The 26356-nt window shown below is 29.7% G+C and carries 25 protein-coding genes and 1 other annotated feature; of the genes, 7 read left to right on the top strand and 18 right to left on the bottom strand.

The features are described from left to right. The first annotated feature begins 14 nt into the window (after positions 1–14). On the top strand, positions 15–1145 hold the full coding sequence (gene glgD, locus ACX0KU_RS05950) for a glucose-1-phosphate adenylyltransferase subunit GlgD (RefSeq protein ID WP_472991946.1): 1131 nt from the start codon (positions 15–17) through the stop codon (positions 1143–1145). Between the two features lie 116 nt (positions 1146–1261). Here the strand turns inward: glgD and ACX0KU_RS05945 are convergent, their stop codons facing one another. The 3 genes from ACX0KU_RS05945 to ACX0KU_RS05935 form a co-directional block, all read right to left on the bottom strand. Further along, on the bottom strand, positions 1262–1948 hold the full coding sequence (locus ACX0KU_RS05945) for a cytochrome c biogenesis CcdA family protein (protein ID WP_472991945.1): 687 nt from the start codon (positions 1946–1948) through the stop codon (positions 1262–1264). Beyond that, a complete protein-coding gene (locus ACX0KU_RS05940; protein WP_472991944.1) occupies positions 1948–2397 on the bottom strand; it encodes a TlpA family protein disulfide reductase in 450 nt (149 codons plus the stop codon). The genes ACX0KU_RS05945 and ACX0KU_RS05940 overlap by 1 nt, the downstream gene beginning before the upstream one ends. A 197-nt stretch (positions 2398–2594) precedes the next feature. Further along, positions 2595–3923: a DUF5667 domain-containing protein gene (locus ACX0KU_RS05935; RefSeq protein WP_472991943.1), complete on the bottom strand. Its 1329-nt coding sequence runs from the start codon at positions 3921–3923 to the stop codon at positions 2595–2597. A 192-nt stretch (positions 3924–4115) separates the two neighbouring features. Between ACX0KU_RS05935 and ACX0KU_RS05930 the strand changes: the two genes are divergently transcribed. From ACX0KU_RS05930 to ACX0KU_RS05920, 3 genes are read left to right on the top strand one after another with little or no spacing between them, the layout of a single operon-like run. Continuing rightward, positions 4116–4808 carry a sigma-70 family RNA polymerase sigma factor gene (locus ACX0KU_RS05930; protein ID WP_472991941.1) on the top strand — a complete coding sequence of 231 codons (693 nt, stop codon included), beginning with the start codon at positions 4116–4118 and terminating at the stop codon, positions 4806–4808. Then, positions 4801–5682, top strand: a complete 882-nt coding sequence (locus tag ACX0KU_RS05925) for an anti-sigma-I factor RsgI family protein (RefSeq protein WP_472991940.1) — start codon at positions 4801–4803, stop codon at positions 5680–5682. Before ACX0KU_RS05930 ends, ACX0KU_RS05925 begins: the two co-directional genes overlap by 8 nt. Positions 5683–5702: 20 nt before the next feature. Then, on the top strand, positions 5703–6281 hold the full coding sequence (locus ACX0KU_RS05920; RefSeq protein ID WP_472991939.1) for an anti-sigma-I factor RsgI family protein: 579 nt from the start codon (positions 5703–5705) through the stop codon (positions 6279–6281). A gap of 242 nt (positions 6282–6523) precedes the next feature. Here the strand turns inward: ACX0KU_RS05920 and ACX0KU_RS05915 are convergent, their stop codons facing one another. The 8 genes from ACX0KU_RS05915 to ACX0KU_RS05880 form a co-directional block, all read right to left on the bottom strand. Next, positions 6524–8095, bottom strand: a complete 1572-nt coding sequence (locus tag ACX0KU_RS05915; protein WP_472991938.1) for an N-acetylglucosaminidase — start codon at positions 8093–8095, stop codon at positions 6524–6526. Positions 8096–8356: 261 nt separating this feature from the next. Further along, complete coding sequence (locus ACX0KU_RS05910) at positions 8357–9148, bottom strand: sugar phosphate isomerase/epimerase family protein (RefSeq protein WP_472991937.1); 792 nt, start codon at positions 9146–9148, stop codon at positions 8357–8359. A 150-nt stretch (positions 9149–9298) separates the two neighbouring features. Next, the gene (locus tag ACX0KU_RS05905) at positions 9299–10708 is read right to left on the bottom strand and encodes a sigma-54 interaction domain-containing protein (RefSeq protein ID WP_472991936.1); all 1410 of its coding nucleotides are present in this window, start codon (positions 10706–10708) and stop codon (positions 9299–9301) included. A gap of 145 nt (positions 10709–10853) precedes the next feature. Continuing rightward, complete coding sequence (locus ACX0KU_RS05900; RefSeq protein ID WP_472991935.1) at positions 10854–11303, bottom strand: MaoC family dehydratase; 450 nt, start codon at positions 11301–11303, stop codon at positions 10854–10856. Positions 11304–11366: 63 nt separating this feature from the next. Continuing rightward, on the bottom strand, positions 11367–12503 hold the full coding sequence (acrC, locus tag ACX0KU_RS05895) for an acryloyl-CoA reductase (protein WP_472991934.1): 1137 nt from the start codon (positions 12501–12503) through the stop codon (positions 11367–11369). Between the two features lie 327 nt (positions 12504–12830). Then, positions 12831–14423 (bottom strand): phosphoglycerate dehydrogenase, encoded by a 1593-nt coding sequence (gene serA, locus ACX0KU_RS05890; protein ID WP_472991933.1) that lies wholly within the window; start codon positions 14421–14423, stop codon positions 12831–12833. 20 nt (positions 14424–14443) lie between these two features. After that, entirely contained in the window at positions 14444–15517 is a 1074-nt protein-coding gene (locus ACX0KU_RS05885; protein WP_472991932.1) for a pyridoxal-phosphate-dependent aminotransferase family protein, read from the bottom strand. Positions 15518–15568: 51 nt separating this feature from the next. Beyond that, positions 15569–15774, bottom strand: a binding site (T-box leader). Between the two features lie 56 nt (positions 15775–15830). Continuing rightward, positions 15831–17924: a sensor histidine kinase gene (locus tag ACX0KU_RS05880; protein WP_472991931.1), complete on the bottom strand. Its 2094-nt coding sequence runs from the start codon at positions 17922–17924 to the stop codon at positions 15831–15833. 628 nt (positions 17925–18552) lie between these two features. Here ACX0KU_RS05880 and ACX0KU_RS05875 point away from each other — a divergent pair. Continuing rightward, on the top strand, positions 18553–18762 hold the full coding sequence (locus ACX0KU_RS05875) for a hypothetical protein (RefSeq protein ID WP_472991930.1): 210 nt from the start codon (positions 18553–18555) through the stop codon (positions 18760–18762). A 70-nt stretch (positions 18763–18832) separates the two neighbouring features. Continuing rightward, positions 18833–19306 (top strand): 2-C-methyl-D-erythritol 2,4-cyclodiphosphate synthase, encoded by a 474-nt coding sequence (gene ispF, locus ACX0KU_RS05870; protein WP_472991929.1) that lies wholly within the window; start codon positions 18833–18835, stop codon positions 19304–19306. Positions 19307–19345: 39 nt separating this feature from the next. Here the strand turns inward: ispF and ACX0KU_RS05865 are convergent, their stop codons facing one another. The 7 genes from ACX0KU_RS05865 to ACX0KU_RS05835 form a co-directional block, all read right to left on the bottom strand. Next, positions 19346–19813 carry a chemotaxis protein CheW gene (locus tag ACX0KU_RS05865; protein WP_472991928.1) on the bottom strand — a complete coding sequence of 156 codons (468 nt, stop codon included), beginning with the start codon at positions 19811–19813 and terminating at the stop codon, positions 19346–19348. A gap of 147 nt (positions 19814–19960) precedes the next feature. Beyond that, the gene (locus ACX0KU_RS05860; protein WP_472991927.1) at positions 19961–22873 is read right to left on the bottom strand and encodes an EAL domain-containing protein; all 2913 of its coding nucleotides are present in this window, start codon (positions 22871–22873) and stop codon (positions 19961–19963) included. Positions 22874–23373: 500 nt separating this feature from the next. After that, positions 23374–23727: a response regulator gene (locus ACX0KU_RS05855; RefSeq protein WP_472991926.1), complete on the bottom strand. Its 354-nt coding sequence runs from the start codon at positions 23725–23727 to the stop codon at positions 23374–23376. Between the two features lie 158 nt (positions 23728–23885). After that, a complete protein-coding gene (locus ACX0KU_RS05850) occupies positions 23886–24101 on the bottom strand; it encodes a DUF2922 domain-containing protein (protein WP_472991925.1) in 216 nt (71 codons plus the stop codon). Between the two features lie 24 nt (positions 24102–24125). Beyond that, positions 24126–24347, bottom strand: a complete 222-nt coding sequence (locus ACX0KU_RS05845) for a DUF1659 domain-containing protein (RefSeq protein WP_472991924.1) — start codon at positions 24345–24347, stop codon at positions 24126–24128. A gap of 98 nt (positions 24348–24445) precedes the next feature. Further along, on the bottom strand, positions 24446–24796 hold the full coding sequence (locus tag ACX0KU_RS05840; protein ID WP_472991923.1) for a hypothetical protein: 351 nt from the start codon (positions 24794–24796) through the stop codon (positions 24446–24448). A gap of 15 nt (positions 24797–24811) precedes the next feature. Beyond that, positions 24812–25858, bottom strand: a complete 1047-nt coding sequence (locus ACX0KU_RS05835; protein WP_472991922.1) for a ParM/StbA family protein — start codon at positions 25856–25858, stop codon at positions 24812–24814. Between the two features lie 298 nt (positions 25859–26156). Here ACX0KU_RS05835 and ACX0KU_RS05830 point away from each other — a divergent pair, with 298 nt between their 5' ends. Continuing rightward, positions 26157–26336, top strand: coding sequence for a hypothetical protein (locus tag ACX0KU_RS05830; RefSeq protein ID WP_472991921.1), 180 nt, complete (start codon positions 26157–26159; stop codon positions 26334–26336). Positions 26337–26356: the final 20 nt, after the last annotated feature.

Raw genomic sequence — 26356 nt, 5'->3', positions numbered from 1 at the left:
CAAGGGGGATAAATATGCTTAAAGACTATATGGGAATTATAAGTTTAAACGAGGATGATGAGCACATAAAAAATTTAACTAGTAGCAGACCGTTAGCGGCAATCCCTATTGGCGGAAGATATAGAGTAATTGATTTTGTCCTATCTAATATGGTAAATGCAGGGTTGACTAATATAGGTATATACACCCAAGACAAATCTAGATCTCTACTACATCATTTAGAATCTGGTAAACCATGGGATTTAGATAGAAAGATCAATGGACTTTTTATGTTTAACTTTAACTTTGCTGATGGAAAAACGAATGATATGGACTTATTTAAAGATAATGTGGACTACTTATATAGAAGTAAGCATAGCAATGTTATTTTCTCATCTTCAAATATGATATGTAATATAAACTATACTAAAGCTATAGAATATCATGAAAAATCCGGTTCCGATATAACTATAATATATAAAAATATTCATAATGCAGATTCAAGTTTTTCTGGTTGTAATACCTTGAATCTAGATGATAACAATAATGTTGTAAGTGTTGGAAAAAACATAGGTGTTAAATCTATTAATAATATATCAATGGACATGTTTATAATGAAAAAATCTATTCTATTAAGTATTATAAATCAATGTGTATCTACTGGATGCTATAAGTCAATTAAAAGTTGCATCTATGCAAATACCTTGAATTTCAAAATAAAAGGTTATGAGTTTAAAGGTTACTTAGAATGTATAAATTCTACAAATTCATATTATAAAGTAAACATGGATATGTTAAACCCTAAAGTGAATGAAGAATTATTTCTAGGTGCAGGACCTATTTATACAAAGGTACAAGATGCTCCTCCTACTAAGTATTCATACGAGTCCAATGTTTCCAACTCACTGATTGCTAATGGCTGCATTATAGAAGGAACAGTAAAGAATAGCATTATATCTAGAAGAGTAATAATTCATAAAGGTGCAGAACTAGATGGGTGCATAATACTTCAAAACTGTGAAATCAAAGAAAACGCTAAACTCTCTAGAGTAATAATAGACAAAAATGTTATAGTAGAACAGAATAAAGAGCTTAAAGGAGATCTTCAATACCCTGTTGTTATTGAGAAAAATTTCTACTGCTATGACGAAGCAAAACATGCATAAATATTTTAAGGAAATCCAAAATGGATTTCCTTTTTTATTTAAACTTCCTTAAGATGGGAGTCTTACGACAGGTAGTCATCGGATAAAAGTTCAAACATAAATTTAATATATAATAATCAAAAACCTAGATAGAATAAATATAACCCTATTAATAAAGCAATAATACCTAACATAATCTTTATTATATTTCCAATAGTTTTAGTCTTACTTGACATGCTTAGTTGCTGGGCAAATCCAACTGAAGTTCCCACAATAAGTATTAGTATAGAGTGTCCAATAGAGTACAATAGAAGCATTAGTGCTCCAATTACTATATTTCCTCGCTGAGCTACATATGCTAAGATCGCGGCCATTACAGGAGTTGCACAAGGTGATGATAATCCTCCTCCTACAATACCTAGAAAAAATGCCCCAAATAATCCTCTTTTCTTATTTGGCACCTTACAGCTACTAGTTCCCTCTCCAATTACACCTATAAGCTTCAATCCCACAAAGAGCATTATAGCTCCTAGTATTAGATACCACGATGTCCCAGTTAAATTAATAAAGCGTCCAATACTTGCAACAACTACCCCAATTATTGTAAAGGTCATAGCTACTCCAACGGAGAAAAATAATGAATATTTAAAAGCTGTGCTCTTATCTTTAACTCCTGCTTTTCCAACATATCCAACTACAAGTGGAATACTAGATAATACGCAAGGGCTAAATGAAGATACTATTCCGGCTATAAAAGATAAACCTAGCGCTAAATACACATTACTTGAGATTATACTTGAAAAATCCCTTAGTAGTTCTCCCATTAAATCACTTCCATTTTACTTAATATATCTAATATTTCTTCCTCTGTCATGACTCCAACCTTCTTTGACACTACCCTGCCATCTTTATCTAAAAACACTATTGTTGGAACATACATAACCTCATATTTTCTAGCGAGTTTCATTGCCGTATCTAAAATCTTCTTATCATCTAAATATACAACACCAACAATAACCCTATCCCCATACTTTTCATTTATACTATTCATTATAGGATACATTTCTACACAATTAGGGCAGGTTTTTGTAGATAACTGCATAATAACCAGCTTTTTAAGTTCTCCATTATGTACCTTCATAATATCTTCTATTCTATTAGTAATACTAGTCTCCAACTTATCTTTCTTGCCATAAATATTCTTACTATAATATATACCTGCTACAGCTATAATAAGTATTATAGTTATAGCTATCTTAAATTGATTTTTCATCTACCTACCTCCAAAATCTATATCTAATCATAAATATGTGCTTATGTTCATTATTATAACATAAGTATTTTAAATCTTTTGATAGGTATTTTAGTATTACTTATATAACATCAATAGAAGAAACCTATAGTCCATCAAACTATAGGTTTCTTCCTGATTTTATTATTTGGTAGCAAAGTTAGTCTTTACTCCCCATCTTATTTCTTACTTTTTTCTTTTGCTTCTTTTGCTTCTTTTGCTGTTTCTTTTCCCTTTTGTTCATTTTCTTTTCTTTCTTCTCTAGCTTTTTCTTCTTTTTCTTTTACTTCTTCCTTGCCTTCTTTATCTTCTAATTCTTTAACTTCATCTTTAACCTTTTCAGCTTTATCCTTAATTCTATTTACAACGCCTTGTCCATTATTCGTATCAATAGATTTTACTGCTTCTTTTGCTTCTTCTTTAGTTATGTTTCCTGCTTTAACTTCAACTTTTAGTTCTTTTTTAAGCTCTTTCTTTACTTCTTTGATAGCTTTATTTACAACCATATTATTTTTAAAAGCTTCTTTAAATTCACTCTTTGCCTCAACAAAAGCTTCTTTTTTAGCAGTTACTACTTCTTCTGCTTCCTTAATTGCTACTTCATCTCCACTTTGTTTTGCTTCTTCAAGCTTAACTAAAGTTTCCTTTACATCTTGTTTTACGGTATTAAATTCATGTCTTTGTTCAACCATTTTTATCATAGCTTCTTGTCTTGCAGTTTGCATCTCAATTACAGCTGCAATAGTCTCTTTAGCATTTTCTGAAACCTTTTCTTGTATTGCTTTTAATACTTCGATTGATTTTTTATGTCTTGCAACTATTCTAGCTTCTAAAGCTTTTAATTTCTCATTATCTTTTTCATCTACTTGAACTGCTTCTTCAGTAACTTCTTCTTCAACAGTTTCTTCAGTATTATTTGTTTCATCTACATTTGTATTCTCTTCTGTAGCTGTAGCATCTTCTTCTGTAGAAGTTTCAGTAGTTGTTGTAACTTCTTCAACTGTAGTATTTTCTTCAGTAACAGTTGTACCTTCTGTAGTATCAGTATTTTCTATAACAGCATTTTCTTCAGCTGCTACTTCTTCAGTTTGATTTGAATTTTCAAGAACTGTTCCTTCTTGATCTTCTAAAGTAATCTCTGTTTCTGTTATAACTTCTTCCCCTTCTGTAGCCTGAATAATTTGTTGAAGTATCTCATTAGATGTCTCCATGTTTTTGTTGTATTCTTCAATAGCAGTCTGAGCTAGGTCTTCTTTTCCTTCTTCAACCATAACTTCTGATTCTCCAAGCCTTTCTTCTGCAACATCAGTAATAACTTCAACCTTTGCTTCTTCATTAAAAGCAAGTGCTATCTTTACATCATCTAATGCTGTATCTACGCCATAGAATATACTATCTGGTTTGATTCCAGCTGAATTTGCTAATGAATCCACCCCTTCTGCAAGAGCAGCTCCCCCAATATTAGCAAGCATTGCTACTGTTACCACAAATATTTTTAATTTTTTCATCGGTACATCCTCCTCAAAATGTTTTATTTTCTTTTCTGCATATATGTACGCACCTACCTTTTGATTTTTAAGGGGTAGATAAAAAAGTTTTTAAACTATAATTTTATTTTGGTAATATCTTAAGATACACCCCATCTTAAATATAGGGTACAATACGTATATATATATATGAAGTGACAGAGAGGTGATGCAATGAATGTAACAGATCTTATTTATAATAATAGAACTAAATTTATAGAAGAGAATAAAAACTTTATATATGGCATTGCCTATAAAATATGTAAACGAAAGCTAGATTGGAATAACGATGATGAACTTAGCATTGCTCTTATCTCCTTTAATACTGCTTGTGATAAATATAGTGAAGATAGGGGCAACTTCTTTAGTTATGCCTCTGTTATAATAAAAAATTCCCTTATTGATTTTTTTAGAAAGACAGGGAATACACCCTATATTATATTCAATAACGATAATGATGACATTAATACTACTGAGTATATAGATTATAAAATATCATTAAATCAATATGAACTTGACTGTGAAAATGCTAAAAGATCAGAGGAAATTGCTGAATTTTCTATGGAACTTGCTAAATATAAGCTAAGTCTTAACGAACTTATAAATTCTTCACCCTCTCATATTGATACTAGAAATAATTTATTAAATGTAGCATTGCTCTGCTCTAGTAATGAGGATATATTAAACTATATAAAAAGTAAGAGGTTACTCCCTATAAGCCAAATAGCTCTTTTTACTAATTGCAAAAAAAGATATCTAGAAAAATGGCGCAGATATTTACTTACCTTAATACTGATACTTTCAAGTAAAAATTATCCTTATATAAAATCTTATTTAAATATAAAGGTTGGTGAAAATAATGAATAGCAGAACAGGAATTGTTATGGAAATAAAAAACAAAAGAGCCTTCTTAATGACTCCTAATGGTGAGTTTGTAGACGTTACAATTAATGATACCCTCCCATCTATCGGAAGTACTTATACAGGACAAATTTATAAAAGACCTAACTTTTACAAATATATAGCTAGTGCAGCTTGCCTAGCATTTTTCACCTCTATTGGGGGAGCTGCTTATGCTTACTATACACCAACTACTTCTGTAGTGGTTGATATAAATCCGTCTCTTGAACTTAAATTAAATAGATGGAATAAAATAATAAAAACTATACCGCTAAATAAAACTGGTGAGCAATTAGCTAGTTCTATAGATATAAAAAATAAAGATATTGATACTGGACTTACAATAATTCTAGATGAAGCCGAAAAAGAACACTTTATAAATGAAGATAACCTTAAAGAAGAACAATACATTTCTTTAAGTGTTACTTCTTCCAAAGATACTTCACTAAATTTACCTAAACTCCAAGAAAAAGCTGGTTCTAAAAAAATAGATATTAAAATTGACTATAGTAAAAACAATGCTAAGAATGATATAATAAAAAATGGAAAAGAATTAGAAAAAGAACAGGAAAATATTAATACTGATATTAAGGAAGTTACTCCTTCTAAATCTAATAAGAATTTGAAAAATAATAAAGATAATAATAAAAAAGATAATATAGATGAGTCTTATGAGAATCCTAAAAATAGTTCAAAAGCTGAAGTTAAGGATTCTAATGCAAATATAAATTCAGATTTAAACGATAAAAAAGATAAAGAAAAAAACATACCTAAATCCAGTAATTATAATGAGAAAAATAACTCTAAAAATAATAAAAGTAAAGAACATAAAGATAAGTAAGTTGATTTTAGGAGGACTATATGAAAAGAAAAACTGGTGTAGTAGTTAAGGTTGCTACAGATTTTATATGTGTGCGGACTGTACATGGTGAATTTTTCAACCTAAAGCTTCAAGGAAATACTCCAAAGATAGGTGATATTTACTCTGGAACCATTTCAATTCCAAGACCTATTATTATAAAGCGCCTTATATTCATTGCCATATTAGCAGGTGTAATTATTTTTGGTAGGCATATATACTACTACTTCAGCTCCTCGTGTTCCGTTATAATAAGTATCCCTCCCACTATACAATTAAAAGTAAACAAATGGAATAAGATAGTATCCATTGAACCTACTAGTACCTCTGGTAGAAAGTTGTTATCTGAGTTGGATTTAAAAAATCTACATGTAACTAAAGGTTTAGAACTAATTATTGAAGAAGCCACTAAAAAAAATGTAATAAATAAAAATTATATAGATAGCGGACATGCCATTACTATATATATTTCTGGCAAAACTAATCAAACAATTAATCTGACTTCCTTTCAAAGCTATACTAAAGATAGAAAGTTAAATTTACAAATAAATAATAAAGGTTCAGATTATGTTATTGAATAAAAAAGTCGGCTACGCCGATTTTTTTCGCTATGGGGACCTAGTCCCCCTTCGACGACGCTATGCGTCTGAGCACCCCCCTTATTACGGCAATGGGTTCCCCCTCTGCACACCCTATTTTATAGAAAATTATAAGTTTATCCACAAAAGAATAAAATTATAATTTTCTATAAACTAAAAAAAATAAGTCATATAAGATTTAACTAATCTTATATGACTTATTTTTTTTCTTAGTAGCTTGTACATTATTTAAATTTAGGAATTTCATAGACTGGCTTTGCTGACGTAACCTGTGCCATAAGCTCTTCAAATTTCACTCTTGCAAGTTGTTTCCGAGCCCATCCAGTATCTGTAGCATATTGATGCCATCTTACACTAACATTCCATCTCATTTTATAAAGTGTATTTTGCTTGTACTTTTCACTATTTATATAGTCAGTACTTACAAACTTAGCTCCTCCTATTATTGCTTCATCTACACTAAACCAACATTCTTTATAAGCTCGTTCTGAACCACCTTTTTCTGGAGCAGAATCTATTGCGCCTATTCCAAATAAGTTATATGTTGTTTTAGGTTCTACCTTAACTCCTCCTACTGAACTTACAAGAATTCCAGTAGCTAGTGTAGAGGTTCCATTACCAGTTTCAAGTAAGGCATGTGACACTAGGTATAAAGGATTAATATTGCTATCCTTAGCAGCCTTTAAAAATACAGCTCCTTTTTCGTTTAGGGCACCCTTACCTTTTAATATATTGTTTAAGTCAGCTTCAGTAACACCCTCCATATAATTTAAATTTAAAAACTTATATTTATAAGTGTTATCTAAAAAATTATTTGGATTCATGTAATATTTTATTAACTCTTTACTTGGTATCATCCATGAATTTCCTTCGCTATAGGTTGGCGCCCCATTAAGCTGATCTAAAGCAGCCTCATCTAAGCTCTTGTCATAGCTTGTATATGAAATAGTAGGTATTATTGTATTATCTGTACTTGCTATACTACTCAAATTACTCTCAAATATGTTATTTGAAAGTACTCTAAAATATGTAGAATAATAATTATCATAATCCGTATTAGCATCTTTATTTTGCCCTACTGTTCCCTTATTCTTTACATAAATCAGAATCTTATATTTGCCTAATTCAAAACCCTCTGACTTTAAAAATGTGTATGGATTAGCTGCACTTATAGCAGTTGTATATCCTTTTGTTATTTCATTGTATGTAGGAGAATTAATATATGTATTTGGATTATCATAAACTTCATCTGGATACTTAAAAGCAAAAATTCTATACTGAACATCTCCTAAGTAATTTGTTGTAATTTTAAAGCTTGTCTTAGTATTCTTCAAAACAGGTTTTTCAAGTATATCAACAGTCTTAATAACAGGTAGTCCTACATAACTTGTAGAATCTTCATATACTTTGGAAGTTGTAAAACTCATTTTAGTAGGCTTGGACAATTTCTTACCATCTTTACTTTTAACTTCGGTACTTAACTCTACAGAATACGTTGTTCCTGGAATGTATCCTCCAACTGGCGGATATATTACTAAGGACTTATTATCTTTGCCTAGTGATATAGTTGTTTTCATTTGTTTACCATTACTACTCTTAACTATTACATTGGTATTATTGATGGTACTTCCATCAAGTTCTAAATTAAATTTAACAGTCCATGGCTTGTTTATATTTTTATTTTGTTGAGAAGGCAATTCGTTAAACTGTATCCCTGTTGCAAATGCCAGTGTATAACTACATAGAAATAATGTTGTAATAATTATAACTTTAGCTATACTAAATATTTTCCTCATTCCTCCACCCTCCTTTGAAATTTTTCTTACTTTATTATCGATAAAAATATCAAAAATTCAAGTACATTCAGACTATAAATATTAAGGAACTTACTACCATGTTTCATATACGCTTATTTAATTGTACCATTATATTTTAGACAACTCCATATTTTACAATATTAAATAATCGTTAATTTTTAAAATCTTTATAAAAGACTAAATCTAGATGGCATAGAATCTGTACCTATTCTATCTTTAGTCTTCTAATCTTTCTGCTTCTTAAATTATATTTCTTAGGAACTTTGCTGAATTCACTGCATTATCTCTTGGTCTTACTTCTATTATATAGACTATGTCTCTATTCTTCATTTTGTCAAAATGCCAACTAAAATCAACATTTCCTTCTCCAATAATTTGATGATCACTTTTTCCATTATTATCGTGAACATGGCAAGTTCTTATTTTATCAACATGCTTTAAAAAGAATTCTACTTCATTATACTTATTTTCATAAGAATGCCCTATATCCCATGTTAAAAATAAATCTTCTTCCACCATTAGTAACTTCTCTAAAACTTCTTGAACTAGCTTAACTGGAAATCTTCCTGAATTTTCAATACACAGCTTTATTTTGTTTTTAGAATAAGCCACTAACTCCTTCAAATTCTCTTCTAAAACCTTCCTGTATTCTTCATAATAAATCTCATCTAGATAGGTCTTTCTATCTGTTAATGTAAAACATACTGCAGGTCCAATATGCATAGTCATCCTAGTTGCCCCTATATCATATCCAAAATCTATTACTTCTTTTAATCTACTAATTCCTGCTCTATTTACTTCCTTTTGTAATTGAAGAAGTGAAATATCCTCTGGAGCATGCAGAGTAAGCTCTACTCTTTTTTCCCTACTACATTCCTTTATTTTTTCTCTCTCTTCTTTACTAAATTTTTCTGGAAAGAATATAGGCATATTTACATTAAGTTCTACCGCACTTAAATCATTTTTATATGCATAATTTATAGTATCAAATATTTCCTTTTCACCAGCTGATGCTGCATACCCTATTTTCATAAAATCGCCCCCTAAAATATTCTTAAACTTCACTCCTAATATAAATGTATTATATATTAATTCTTATTAATTTAATATATGTAGAAAAAAAATTAGGAGTATCCCCTATATTGTAAGATATTCCTAATTTATATAAAATAATATGTACTCTTAAATTGTTTTTTTAATCTTCATCCCAAACTTATCCATTTTCTTATATAAAAGACTTCTATGAATTCCAAGTTCATTAGCAGCTATCTGACAATTCCAATTGCATTTTTCTATAACTTCTCTTATTATAGAGGACTCATAGCTTTCTACCATATACTTTAGCATTTTTTTGTTAGAATATGAAGTACAGTTTGCCTTGTGACTTGAAACCATTTTAGCTGGCAAATCCGTTAACTGTATCATAAATTCATCACATGATGCATAAGAACTCTTAATTATATTATCTAATTCTCTCACGTTACCTGGCCATGAATAATTCTGAAAACATAGCTGAACTTCATTGCTTAATGTAACAGAAGTCTTATATTCGATATTAACTTTATTTAGAAAATAATTTGCGAATATAAGTATATCCTCTTTTCTTTCCCTTAATGGAACCATTTCAATATTAATAACATTAAGTCTATAGTATAAATCTTCTCTAAATTCTCCATCTTCTATCATCTGCATAAGATTTCGTCTTGTGGCTGCTATTACTCTAATATCTACAGGAATTGGAACAGTTCCACCTATTTTTTCAACTTCTTTTTCTTGCAATACTCTTAAGAGCTTAACTTGCATATTCATTGGCATATCACCAATCTCATCTAAAAAAATAGTTCCACCATCAGCTTGTATAAACTTTCCGTCTTTCCCAGACTTTTTTGCACCTGTAAAAGAACCTGATTCGTACCCAAATAATTCTGACTCTAAGAGGTCTCCCGGAATTGCTCCGCAGTTAATGCTGACCATAGGTTTCTTACTTCTATAACTATTATTATGAATGGCTCGAGCAAAAACCTCCTTACCAGTTCCTGTTTCTCCTGTTATCAAAACAGAAAAAGAATTCTTAGATGCTTTCATAGCTGCCTTTTTAATATCTAAAAATCCCTTGCTCTTACCCACTATTCCATCAAAGGAGTATTGATTTAAGCACAACTTGTTGTATTCTTCTTTATAAAACTGAAGTTCTGAGTATTCTCTCATTAGCTTTTCAGCAGAATCAAGTGTTTTCAATCTAAACTTTACTTGTGCTACCCCTGCTATCACTTCCTTTTTTTCATCTAGAACACAGGATCTACTAACTAACAAAAAACTATTATCACTTTCTTTAGTCTCACCATCTACAAACTTATGTATAGTCCCTTCTTCTCTATAAACATTTTTTACTATATCAATCATCTTTGTATTTGATATTATTTCTCTTATACTTCTTCCTATAGCTTTTTCTTTGCTTGTCCCTAAAAAATCACAATACTGGTCATTTATATCTGTAACAATTCCATTTTTATCAATAACAATAAATCCATCATCAGTCATTGTAAGTATTTCATCAAATATGTATTTGTACCTTCTTAAATCATCATTCATAACTATTACACCTCTACACATTTATGAATTTATATGTAAATAGGCAGACTGCTCCTTAGTCTGCCTATTTATTTACTCATCTATTAATATCTATTCAATTTATTGTTGGTTTATTATATGTTTCAAGTAAATTACTGAAATATATTTACTTTGTAGCCATTACAGTCCCTTCTCCATCAATAACTACTTCTCCTCTTTGATTAATAATAGTTGTTCTTAAGTATGCAATTCTTTTTTCTTTAATTATCTTAGTTACTTCCCCAGTAGCCGTAATTGTATCCCCTATTTTAACAGGAGCTATAAATTTTAGATTTTGTCCTAGATAAATCGCATCAGCTCCTGGAATACACATTCCTACTATTGTTGAAAAAAAGGACGCTGTTAACATTCCATGAGCAATTCTCTCTCCAAATCTTGTTGTTTTTGCATACTCAGCATTTATATGCACAGGATTAAAATCTGCAATTAGTCCTGCATAGGTATTAACATCTGATTCAGTAATAGTCTTACTTATGCTAGCCTTTTGTCCTATATACATTTCATCTATACTATATCCACTCATATTTAAGCTAGTATCATCAATCATAGCACTCATACTTACTACCCCCTATTATCGTATTATATTAAAATTAAAGTTTTTTTTATTAACTTCTTTAAACTAACCCAATATTGATCTTGAAATTACTAATTTATGAATTTCAGAGGTACCCTCATAAATCTCAGTAACCTTAGCATCCCTATACATTCTCTCTAGTGGAAAATCCTTCATATAACCATATCCTCCATGAATTTGCAATGCGAGATTCGTCACAAATCTTGCTGTCTCTGCTGCATTAATTTTAGCCATAGCTGCTTCTTTGGTATGAGGTTTTCCAGTTACTCTCAAGTGTGCCGCATAATAAATTAACCATCTAGCAGCCTCAATTTTAGTTGCCATATCAGATATATACCATGTAAGTCCTTGCAATGCTGTAAGGGGTTTTCCAAACTGAACTCTTTTCTTCATATACTTAACACTTTCTTCTAAAGCACCCTCAGCAATTCCAAGTGCTTGGGCTGCAATACCAATTCTAGCTCCGTCAAGAGCAGCCATAGCTATCATAAACCCTTTACCTTCTTCACCTACAAGATTTTCTTTTGGAACACGACAGTCATTAAATATAAGCTCTACTGTTTCTGAAGCATGAATACCCATTTTACTTTCAATTTTACCTACTGTAAATCCTGGAGTTCCCTTTTCTAGAATAATACAAGATAAACCTTTAAGTCCTTTTGATGGATCTGTTAATGCAAAAATTAGTAAGTACTGCGCCTGTCCTCCGCCTGAAATAAAACATTTAGTTCCATTTAGAACATATTCATCTCCATCTAGAATAGCCCTTGTTCTAGCGGCTCCTGCATCAGAACCTGCATTAGGTTCTGTTAAAGCAAAAGCACCAAGACATCCACCCTCTGTCACCTGTGGCAAATACCTTTGTTTCTGATCATCTGAACCAAATTTCTGAATTACTTGAGCAAAAATTGTGTGTACTGATAGAATAGCCGCTGTAGCCGCACACTTTTTAGCAATCTCAGAAACGATGATAACCTTATCGATATCATCCCCATCAGAACCCCCATATTCTGTAGGTGTTCCAATTCCCGTAAATCCTATTTCAGCCATCTTATTAAATGTTTCTCTTGGGAATCTTCCTGTTTCATCAATTTCAGCTGCAATAGGTCCAACTTCCTTTGTTGCAAATTCTCTTGCAAGCTCTTGTAGTATTAATTGTTCCTCTGTAAAATTTAAATCCATATAACGACCTCCTAAATATTAAGTTTTAAAATGCAAGTCCCATCTTCTCATTTTTTAATCATTGTCTCAAAACTGATAATACCTCTTTCTAATCTTGAACCCAGTAGAAATCTATTCTTTCTTATTTTGCTAACTATATATTTGTCTCATAAATGATAATTTTTCATTGTGAACTCTGTTCTGTAAGAGTGAACCAACCTCCTTTGCTTTTTACAATTATATACAAGCAATTTTCTTGCCAAAAATCATTTCTTAAATAAATAAAGACCTGTTTTCATTAAATAATTTACTTAATGAAAACAGGTCTTTATAAAATTATCATTGTATTTATAATATAGTTGTTTTTACCTCTATAACATTGTCAAGTTGCTTAAATTTTTCAAGAGATTCTTTTGATACTTCGCTATCCACATTAAGTACCATTAAGGCAAGCTCTCCCTTTGTTTTTCTTCCAACTTGCATTGTAGCAACGTTTATATCTTCTTTTCCGATAAGGGTACCTACCTGACCTATAACTCCTGGTACATCTTTATTTTGAACAAATAACATATACTGACTTGGCTTTACATCTATTTCATAGCCTTGGATCTCAACAAATTTTCCCTCTTGCTTATTAGAAACTGTTCCCGCAATAGTAAATTCATTACCGTTATTATTTGTAATCTTTATTGTAATTAAGTTAGAGTAATTATCATACTCTTCATTCATTTTTTCTATTCTTATTCCTATACCGCCTCTTTCTGCTAAAATCTTAGAGTTAATATAATTTACTCTTTCATTACTAATAGGCTGGAATAATCCTTTTAAGAAAGCAAGTTCTAGCATTTCTGTGTCATATTTCATTAAATCTCCCCAGTATACTATGTCTACATGTTTTACAGGTTCGCTATTTAATTGATAATATACCTTTCCTAGATTCTCCATAAGCTCAATATATGGCTTAATTTCTTTAAGCTCATCTCTATTTATTCCTGGAAGATTAACAGCGTTAGGTACAATTCCTCCCTTAATTCCATTTATAACCTGTTGAGCTATAGTAACTCCAACATTTTCTTGGGCTTCTACTGTAGTTGCCCCTATGTGTGGTGATACAGTTACATTATTAAATTCATATAATGAAGCAGAATATCTTGGTTCATCATCATGAACGTCTAATCCTACACTTGCTATTTTTCCACTCTTAAGTCCCTCATATAATGCAGTTTCTTCCATTAGCTTTCCTCTAGCAGCATTTACAATTCTTACTCCATCCTTCATTAGAGAAATTTCTCTTTCTCCTATGATTCCTATAGTCTCTTTTGTTCTTGGTGTATGAATTGTAATTATATCTGCTTCTTTTAGTAAATCTTCTAAAGTCTCCATCTTCTCTGCATCATATCTTTTAAATCTTTCATCAGATATATATGGGTCATAAGCTACTAGCTTTAGTCCAAAAGCTTTCATTCTTGTAGCAACAAGAGCTCCGATTCTACCAAGTCCAATTATTCCAAGAGTTTTGTTATAAACTTCATTTCCCATAAAAAGATCTCTGTCCCAATTTCCTGATTTTAGATAACTATCAGCAAAAGTAAATTTTTTTGCTCCTGCTAATATATGCGTAATTGCAAGTTCACAAGCTGAAATTGAGTTACTATCTGGAGTATTCGCAACTATAATACCTCTTCTTGTCGCTTCCTCAACATCTATATTGTCAACTCCATTTCCTGCCCTACCTACAACTTTAAGCTTAGTAGCCTTTTCCATAAGCTCTTTATCTACTTTATTGTCACTTCTTATTATTAAACCTTCATAATCATGAATTATTTCTAAGAGTTCTTCTCTTTTTATACCTATTCTTAAATCTACCTCTAGCTCTTTTTGTAAAAGTGCTACCCCCGCATCATCGATTCTTTCAACTATTAAAACTTTACCCTTATTCATATTAAAAACCCCCTTTTATATTATAAACATTGTCTTAAAGCATTTAGTGTTCTATCAACCATTTCATCGGTCACATACCCCATGTGACCTATTCTTATCATTTTTCCTTTTAGTTTTCCTTGTCCTCCAGCTATTACTATACCGAAGTCATTCTCCATTTTTTTCTTAATCTTTGAAGCTATTCCTTCCTCTTCAAATACAAATCCTGTAACAACATCTGATTTATATTTCTTATCTGTATATATCTTTAGTCCCATTTTCTCAGTTTCTTGTCTTATCTTTTCAGCTAAAATTTCATGTCTTTTATATACATTATAAAGTCCTTCTTCTTCAATCATTTTTAGAGCTTCATTTGCTGCAGCAATTAAAGATACTGCTGGTGTATATGGATTTTCTGGAACTGGCTTATCTAGATATTCTCTAGCATTTAAATAATTCCAATAAAACTTTGGAAGAGTAGATTTTCTAGCTGCATCCCATGCCTTATCACTAACCCCAACAAATGCAAGCCCTGGCGGAGTCATAAGTGCCTTTTGAGATGCAGTAATTAAAACATCTATATTCCATTCATCCATCTTAACTTCTAATCCACCTATAGAGCTTACTCCATCAACTATGAAAAGTTGTTTTTTATTCTTCATAAACTCCCCTATTTCTTTTATAGGGTTTGTAGTTGCTGTAGAAGTCTCATTATGCGTTACTATTAATGCCTTATGATCCTCTCGAAGATTTTCCTTTATCTCTTCTATTGTTACTCCTCTGCCCCAAGGAACATTTATTTCATCTACCTCTAAGCCGTATATCTTTGCTATCTTTATAAATCTGTCTCCAAATACACCTATAGATACTATCAATACCTTATCTCCAGCTGAGAACATATTAACTATAGCCGACTCAAGTCCTCCAGTGCCTGCAGCTGGAAAAGTCAATACATGGTTTTTAGTTTGAAAGACCATCTTAATTCTTTCATTCATTTCTCCAAAAAGCTTACCGTATTCCACAGTTCTATGGTGTATTACAGCCTCAGCCATTTTATTAAGAACTCTTTGTGGAACGTTAGTAGGACCTGGTGTCATTAGTAATTTTTCTTCCATAATAAATTGCCCCCTTTTTTCAGTAACAAAAAAAGCCCTCTCCTTGAATAATTCAAGGACGAAGACTTAATAATCAACGTGGTACCACCTTAGTTTACTGCTTTTGCAGCCTCTCTACTTTAACGGATAACTCCGGCATAGGTTGTTACTCCTATGCAGCTTCAGGTCGGATTCAATAAATTTCAATGTAGATTTTCACCATCCATCTACTCTCTGAAAATGAAAGTTTATTTACTATCACCTTTCATAGCTTTTGCTTTTGTATTATTATAATAAACTCTAAATAATAATGCAATAGGTATTTTATAATTTTTTAAGAATATATATCTGAAAACTCAATATTTATTCTCTCTACTTTACTTTCATATAGCATATTATGATTGTTACTCTTCTCTTCATCAATTACTAGCTTTATAGGAAGTTCTATAACAAACTCACTTCCTTCTCCTAGTCTACTCCTAACACTTATGTTACCTCCATGCAAATCTACCAAAGACTCAACTAAAGATAATCCTATTCCACTGCCTTCTTTATTTCTTTTTATAGTCTTTTCAACTTGTCCAAATCCTTCAAAAATCATCTGTAATTTGTCTTCTGGAATACCTACTCCTGTATCCTCTACTGATATGAATATTCTATCATTTTTATCTACTATATTCACTCTAATCTCATCTCCAGTGTTTGTAAACTTTATAGCATTTGAAAGAAGGTTTAGCATAATTCTTTCAATCTTATCTGGATCTATTGCCATTACTTTTTCTTCTACATTTGTATCAAAGATAATGGCTACTCCTTTACTTTCTATGTACTCTGCTACTGATAGGGTAATCTCTTCTGTTACATTTATAATATTATGATTACTTAAATTAAGGTTAAGAAATCCTGAGTCTATTTTAGATAAATCTATAATATTATTAACTAATCTAAGTAGTCTATAGCAATTTTGTTTTATTATGTTTAAATAATTATTCTGCTTATTATAATGATGATCCTCATCTCTATAGTTAAGCTTCATTACTTGTACTGCTCCAAGTATTACATTTAGTGGTGTTTTTAATTCGTGAGATATATTTGAGAAAAACTCTGTTATAAGTTTGTTAAATTCTTCTGTTTCTCTCAGCTTCTTATCCTTTTCATATATGTCAATCTTTAATTTTTCCACTTGTTTTTGTGAAGTTATGTCTCTAAATATAACAAGAACTGCATCATTTCCCTTATAGTTAAAGCTAGTTGCCCTCACTTCGGTATCTATGACTTCTCCTGTACACTTTAATATCTCTGTCTCATATACAGCCTTTGGAAATTTCCCACTACATCGGTCCCTTATATGCTTCCTAATGTTCTCTCTTATATTTTTTGGCCATAACATAATTACTTCCCTATCTATTACTTGTTTAAGGCTAGATGCTCCAATAAGCTTTATAAGTGCATCATTTGCAAATATTATTTTTCCATTTACATGAATAAAAATAGCATCCTTAGAACTTTCTATAAGAAGGTCATAGCACTCACTGTTTTCTAGAATTTTTTCTTCCCAACTCATTCTTTGATTAAACTCTATTTTAAGCTTTTCATTTACATCGTTGAACTGATCAAATAAGGTTTTATATGGATTCTTTAATCCTACTTCAATTATGGACTTATATATATAATAAAAAGATATTGCCTTAAAATTGTGTCCTAATATATTAACTATGCCATATATATCATTATAAGCCATAAAGCATAATTCAGAAATGACTGTGAAAATAATTGATAGCGCCATGAATACAATGATACTAGAATCTAAACGTTTCCTTATCTTAAATAACAACACAATGCTACAAATAAGGAGAATTACTATAATATTCTCGCTGATTATTTTAAAACTTGTTAACCCTACTCCTTCAATAAAGCATCTTGGGAATACATTCGACTTAAATATTGTCAGTATAATTATTGCTGTAACTATAAAAAAGCTCCAAAATACCTTCATTAAATTGATGCTTTTAGAAGGCTTGTACGCTAATATAAAGGATATCAGTATTGTGGCAGCCTCCATATACATTCCCACAATCCAAAGTTGGATTGTAATGTTAGATGTTATAACGCCTTCGAAGATTCCCATTCCCTTATAAGATAAAGCATGTATAATATCAATAAATCCCACAAACCCATAACCTATTCCTAAAAAAATATAGGAAGCATTTTTGGAATTTGAAGAAGCATTTAATGTTATAACCAGTATACCGAAAGATATAAGAGTACAAAACATTTCAATACTGATATGAAACAAAAGATAATTAGATAATGCAATTTTAATTCCCCAAAAAAACAATATACCTGTTATAAATATATTCATTAAAATCTTGCATAAACTTTGTTCCAATCTATCATATTCTTTAAAAACATCTTTTACATAAAGCATTTATTCCACCTCTTGTCTTTAGTTAATACTATTCATACCTAACATCACTTAATTTATATTTATCATATATATACCTATATTGGCAACATATTCTAATATATTCTATTACATATTACATATATCTTTAATTGGTTATACACATTATCCACAATTCCTATGTGTATAACTTGTTAGTTTAGTGTTAATTCCATGTTAATACATTTTAATACTCTCTCCTCATGATTTCCAGTTATAATTATGTAATACATTTTATGTAAAATCAATTTTTTTTTGATTTTTATTATCACTTAATTAATCCACTTATGCACATTGTCCACAAGTACCCTGTGACTAACTTGTTCATTTTATGTTAATTTATAATTTATAGTGCTATATTCCAATATATTTCATAAAAATTAACTGAAAATTCAACACTATTTTATCTATGTTATACACATTATCCACAGTTATGTGTATAACTTGTGCATAACTTAAACATTTTTATCAAAAATTAAAAACATTTAATCCTTAGTTTAAGTCACAAACTCCAAAAACTTTAATATACTATAATAAGTCGTCTAAATTTTCTGTATTTTCTTCACTTTTATGTTACAATTATTTTATATAATTATGAATAGGAGGCAATTTCATGAATAAAAAAGTTATATATGTAGATTTCAAGGCAGCCTCTAAATCATCAAATTCTAATGATGCTTTTAATACTAAAGATCCCTTCCCTATACCTAAAAAGAAATCCTTTACTACAAAAATATTTGAGCAGTTTAAAAAGTTACTTAGCATATTTAAGAAAGATAAATCTTTTAATAATGACTTATCTCGTCATAAGCACTGGTTATAAAAGCACCTGGTGCTTTTTTTTATATATTGAACTATAATATAAATTAAATATTTATTTAGGAGGTTTCATTATGAGAGTCGGGATGGGTTACGATGTACATAAACTCATAGAAAACAGATTGCTTATTATAGGGGGTGTTGAAATTCCCTATGAACTTGGTCTTCTCGGCCATTCTGATGCTGACGTTCTTCTTCACGCTATAATGGATAGTCTACTTGGGGCCGCTGCTCTTGGAGACATTGGAAGACATTTTCCTGATACAAATTCTAGATATAGAGGAATATCTAGTTTATCCCTTTTAAAAGAAGTAAAAAAGCTTTTAGATAATAAAGGTTACTTATTATTAAATATTGATGCTACTATAATAGCTCAAAAACCTAAAATGGCACCTTATATTCCTCAGATGATAAAAAATATCGCTGATGTACTTCAGGTTGATGAAGATTGTATAAACATTAAAGCTACTACAGAGGAAGGACTTGGTTTTACTGGTGAAGGTAAAGGTATATCAAGTCAAAGTATATGCCTAATTAATAAGATATAAATAGTAAAAGGAGTGTTCTGTTAACACCCCTTTTACTATTTATTCTTTAAAAGCTTTATCAACAGTTTTACCTTCATAGTTTATAAATCTTTCACAGTCTAATATCATTTTAGAAGTATTTCTATCCTTGTACATTCCTTTAATGTATCTATTTTTATATATAGATTTAAATTCTGGAGGAATAACTATTTGCTCCTCATCTATATCAATAACTTTCATAACTTTATCAACAATAAATCCTATTGATTCGCCCTTTACACTTATTAAAATAACACATGTTCTACAATTGCATTGTTCTTTTTCTTTTTTAAATCGATCTCTTACATCAATTACATGAATTGTATTCCCTCTTAAATTTACAACTCCTTTTATGAAAGATGGCAAACCTGGTATATTTCTTATAGTATTCATTCCTATTATTTCTAAAACATGTTTTATCTCTATGCCATACTCCTCAGTTCCTATAGAGAATATTAGATACTTATCTTTCAAAGTGCCTCCGTTCATAACTTCATCTCCTTTTGTTAAAGATGCCTAATCTATTATATGATTACAGATAATATTTGCGACAAAATAAAAACTCAGACTAGAAATCTGAGTTTTTATATAAATCTTCTATATTGTTATATACTATTATCATCTACTAAGAAAAATTTATAAATCTTTTAAATTTTCTTTAAGTAGTTTCTCCATTTCTTCTGCTGATATTGGTTTGCTAAGATAATACCCTTGGCCTAGGTCGCATCTCATAGTTTTAAGTATCTCAAATTGCTCCTTATCCTCAATACCTTCAGCAACCACTCTACAACCTAATCTATGGGCTAAATTTATTATAACCTCAATAATATGTCTTTGTTCATCTTTATAACAAACTTCATCTATAAATGATTTATCTATCTTCAATGTATTTATAGGTAGTTGTCTTAAATAATTTAGCGAAGAATACCCTGTACCAAAATCATCCAAAGATAAACTAATCCCTAAGTCTCTTAGCTCCGCTAACTTATTTATATTAGTTTCTGTGGAATCTATAAGCAAACTTTCAGTTATCTCTATATCTAAAAAGTTACTTGGTAAATCTACATCATTTAAAATCTTTATAATATTTTCGATAAACTCATTTTGCATAAATTGAATACATGAGACATTAACACCTATAAAATTATATTTAAATCCTTTATCTATCCATATCTTATTTTGTCTACATGCTGTTTCAATAACCCACTTTCCAATAGGAATTATTAACCCTGTCTTTTCTGCAATTTTTATAAATTCATTTGGAGAGACAATTCCAAGCTCACTATTTTCCCATCGTATAAGAGCTTCCATCCCTTCAATGGTTCCATTAAATAAATCTATTTGTGGTTGATAATATAATTTAAACTCATTATTTTTTATAGCATTTCTTAGATTATTTTCTAAGACTATTTTTCTTAACAAATCTCTTTCCATATCATAATTGAAAAAGCAATACTGATTTTTTCCTTTCTCTTTAGCACTATACATTGCTGTGTCCGCATTCTTTAAAAGAGTTTCATAACTATTACCATCTACAGGATATATAGATATACCAATACTTGTAGTGATATAATTAATAATCCCATCAATCATAAATGGCTCTTTAAATATATTTAATATATTATCACATATATCTTTTATATCACCTATTTTTTTAATTTCAGGTATTTCAATTAAGAATTCATCTCCACCAAATCTTGCTGCTAATGCTTCTTTTGGTAAGCATTCTTTTAGTTTATCTGCAATACGCTGTAATAAATAATCGCCCTTATCATGTCCAAGTGTATCATTAATTCTTTTAAAATCATCAATATCTAAAAAAATTACAGCTGCATTATATATATAAGAATTATAATTTTTTAAGTTTTCCTTTACTTTCCATATAAAAAGATTTCTATTTGGCAGTCCGGTGAGAGAATCATAATATGCCATTTGCTTTATTTGAGTTTCCTTTTTCTTAATCTCTGAAATATCTGTAATAGAACCTGCTATTTTAACTGGATCCCCTTCTAAATCTCTAAGTACATTACCTCTTGCTAAGACCCACTTAATAGAGCCATCTACTGTTATAATTCTAAATTCTCTCATAAGAATTTTGCCATTACTAATAGTGTCCTCAAAGGCATTCTTTACAAAAATCTTATCTTCTTCGAAAATAAAATTATTATATATTTCTTTAATATTGATAGTCTTATTAGATCCAGATAATTCTATCCATTTTTCAGATATAACTAAATTATCTTTTTTAATATCCCATTCCCAGATGGTATCGTTTGCTCCTTCTACAGCTAGCCTATAACGTTCTTCGCTATTTCTTAATATTTCTTCATTCCGTTGCAACTCGTCATACTGAGCTCTAAGTTCTTCTTCTGTAGCTGATAATTCTTCATACACTGATGATAGTTCTTCATAATTCCTATTTAATTCCTCTTCATTTTTCCTTTTTTGGTTTATCATTAAACCTAATAATATAATTATAACTAACAGAAGAAAAAACACTATGGCAGTACCTATAACTAAATTTTTATACTTTTCATAAAAAGAGAATGGTTTATCCAAAATAGTACTTTCCTTTGGAATACTACTAAGACTAATATTAAACTTTTTTAATTGATTATAATCGTATATATATTTATTTAACCCTTCTGTTCTTGTATCTATATCATTCAAAGAAGTATTGTTTAATATTTCTAAAGCTATCTTCCCGGCACTTTCTCCTTGATAATATCCACTAGTAACTTTTCCTCCTATAGTACCATATCCTATATCAAAATCCCAAAATGAGAACATGGGAACTTCACTATCTTTAAATATACTTTCTTTTACATTATTAATGTATCTATATTTTCCGCTATTATCTACAAAAGGATCTGTACTAAATAAAAATGCTGTACTATTATCTGCACTATCTATTTTAGCTTTTACTCCATCTATAGTATATCCTTCATAAAAATTAAATTTTATATTAGATTTATAACTTTCCTGAAACTTCTTTAAATCATTTAAATCATCATTACCTGCAGGTGTAGTATTTCCAAATACATTTATTGTATTTACATTAGGCATTATAGTTTGTATATTCTCTATCATTGCCTTTATATCTTTCCCTTCAGTAACAAACTTATATCTAATATTATCTTGGTAGTTTACAAAACTAGCTTCATTTACTCCGCAAAATACTATAGGAGTGTCTATAAATAGATTTTCGCTATACTTCATAATATAATCCATAGCACCATTATCTGAGACAATAATTACATCAAACTTTCTATCCGTATATTTTATTTTTTGGATATCATGAAATTTACGAAAATAATCTTCACTTTTCACTTCTTTTAAATCCATATAGTCATATACTACATTTATATCTTTATTGCTTAAATCAAATACATCATCAATACCTTTTGAAATAGAATTTGTCCACAAAAAACCCTCATTGTAAGAATGAATTACTAATATATTTTTCATATCTGATGCCCATGAAATTTTATAGCTAATTGATACTATTATTAAAGTAAAAATAAATAATCTTAGTATTTTAAACTTCAATATTCTCACCTCAACTTCTTTACTAAATCTATAAGATAACAAAATATCCTAGTATATTAAAACTTATTATTTAGTTAATTTCATATTAACCATAAGCTATTACCTATACTAGGATATTTGTATTAGAATTAAAAATTCACTGATGTAATCATTTTCATATTATCTATTGCTAACTATGTAAATTTAATTTTTCACAAGGATTAGATTATTGATATAATATAGAATATAAAATTAATACATTATCTAACTAAATAGTAACTAATTATCCCATTTATGTCAATCAAATATGCTATATTTTTACTCTTATTCTTAAAACTAGTTCCTTATTACATTTCTTATAATTATTCTGCCTAAGATTAATATCCATGTTAATTTATATATTCTATAAAAATACATTGATTAAATAAAAAAGACTTTGGTTTATATCTATACCAAAGCCATATACTAATATAATTTAATTATATACTTTAATCAGATTTATGTTCTTGTTTATATGATTATTATATTTTGCTCAACGTTTCAATTACATGAACCTCATTAAATGGCTTTATTATAAATCCTACTGCACCTTCTTTAATAGCTTTTAGTACAATACTCTTTTGTCCCATGGCAGATAACATAATAATTTTCGCATTGGCATCTATACTTTTAATAATTTTCAAAGCTTCTACCCCATCCATTTCAGGCATAGTTATATCCATAGTTACTATATCTGGTTTCAATATATTATATTGTTTTATAGCCTCTAACCTATTTGAAGCTTCTCCTACTATTTCAAAATGATATTTTTCTAACATTGCTTTAAGAGATATTCTTATAAAATCTGCATCATCTACAATTAAAACCCTCTTCATCACTTATTCATCTCTCCCTTTATCACTCTCAGGTATAAATACAAATACTTATCTCACACCAATAATAACTAGTTCGCTATTCATACCTTCGTTAAATCATCTTATAACTTTAATAAAAAATGAGAGGTATGGAATTATATCCATACCTCTCATTTTTCTTATATACTTAGCTCTTCAACAGTTGTATCAACTATCTGTGCTGAATCCTTTATCTTTATATTACCAGAAGTAGTTGCAAAAACATTTTTTTCTATAATAGTATCCATAACTGTAACAACTGAAAGTTCATCTATATCTTCTTTAACCTCTTTAAATCTTATAGATACTTTCCTTCCTTGATCCGTTAAAAAATTCATGACTAATGTCTTACTCATAATCTAATTCCCCCTCTGATTTAATTATTCATTAACTATTAAATTATCATTTTCTCTTAGAACTTCTACACTTGAGATCTCTAAAAGTGTACCTAAAGCAGTAGCAACTCCAAACACATCCTCATCTAAAGCTGCAGGTTTTACATTGGAAAATCTTTGGGTTCTAAATATATCCTTGCCATTTTCATCCTGTCCTCCAAGGTATTTAATTACTAATGCACTTTTAATGTTTGTTGAATTTATCATTATTACCAACTCCTTTCATTTAGTAGATATGCACCCATAAAAAAATAGCTACCAATTTGGCAACTATTTTTTATTATTATAAATTTTATTATTTTCTTCTATATTCTGTCTTCTAAATCATCATCTACAATTATAGTTTTAGAGACCTTCAGATGACTAAAATCTGGTGTTTCTACCTCTATATCTTTTAATTCTGATACCTTAATCTTTGGTACGGCTTGTACCACTAGAGTATCATCTATAGTTGCCGCTGTAAGATTATTAGAATCGTACAAGTATCTCATATCAAGAAGTTTTTCATCTATACCTTTTTTATTTTCAAATATAAGACCTTTTAATATTAAATCCTTTATTCTATCACTACGGTCCCCTTCTATGAACTTAACTAGCTCCTCATTTACTATCTTATCTTTTTTCTTTCGCGCTCCTATATATAGAGAAATCTGCATTTATATCTCCCCCTCTTAAACTGCCTTTCTCTTCCACTTTCTAATTCCTTGTTTAAATAACCCTGATGGATTTTGAGTTCTATTTAAATACATTGCATTCTTAAACTCTTCTTCAAGATATGGTTTAAGAATTGTAGCACCACCACCTGTAAATATAATATTATCAATAAACGGAAATGCATTTTCCCAAACTGTATGTATTTCTAATATTATCTTTCTAGCTAAACTTCTATAAGCTTTTTGAATTACAGGAGTTAAATCATATCCTTTAATTTGACCACTTGCAACTATATATTGAATTTGTCCATCGGATACATTTAAATGTAATTCCTGTTCTATATAATCTTTAATCCACATATATGCTATATACATGCCACTATTCTTAGTTTCGCAGAAATCTGCAAGAGGCTCTAATGCATCTACTAAATAAAGGTTATGAGTCTTCCCACCTATATCAGAAATTGCATTTACTTTTCTTGCCATATCCTTATTTGTTATATTGCCACTAGCATCTAATATTAAATCACATAAAGTACCATGTGGTTGTGCTTTAATTATTAAATCTTCAACCTTTATAATTCTATTTTCAAAGTCTCTTTGCCCAGCTAATCTTATTCCTAGGTTATGTTGTCTTATTACTTTAGCCTTCATCTTTTCTACTCTTTCTTTATCTAAGCTTGACTTTACTGGTAATCCCATAACAAGCTTAACTCGACTAATTGGCTTCTTTGACATAAGACTTAAATGAGTTTTTAACAATATATCAAAAGAAGTATCATTATGTTTATCAGAAGCTCCATTCCATTGCATATTTCTATCTTGCTTTACTGCACTTTCTCCCACCAAAAATCTAGATCCGTTTACTTCTACTTCTATCCTACTTAATGGATTTCCTTGAGCTTCCTTTAAATCATTATCCTTATTATAAGAAGGTCTCCATGCCGTAACATAGGACGGAGTTATAAACATTTCACTATCCTCTGCTCTGGATTTAGTGTCAGCATATCCATCATCAATTACTTGCACAGAAAAAGTATCAACAATATTATTAGTTTTAGTCATTTAAAGTTCCTCCCTTAAAGTATGTTCTACTGTGTTGGAATATAATATATTGTAAGTTTATTCCATCTTGTTCTATTATAATTTAACTGGTAAAAATAGTAAATACTTTTTTGGTATTTTTTTACTATTGCTATCATATCTTAATATTCTTTCTAATATTCTTTCTAATATAATATAAGTTATAGGTCTTCCCTTTAAATCTTAACTTTCAGGTATTTTATTCCTATATCTAGTAGGCACTTTATAATGTATAATATATTGCTGTATAACTAAATTTTATTTTTGGGGGTGTACATATATGTTGGAAAATGGAAGTGATTTTTGTAATTGTAAAAAGACAAGCTGTATAAGATACGGTAAATGTAGTGAGTGTATTGAATATCATAAAGATTCAAAAAATCCCCCTTATTGCAAAAGACCAAAATCTAGCCATCAAGGTCCTGCATCATCCAAGAAGGAACATAATAATAGTAACTGATTAATATTACTTTTCTGTAT

The sequence above is a fragment of the Clostridium sp. X genome, from assembly GCF_055755365.1.
The sequence above is the reverse complement of the archived record's forward strand: the minus strand, read 5'-3'. Positions and strand labels throughout refer to the sequence as shown.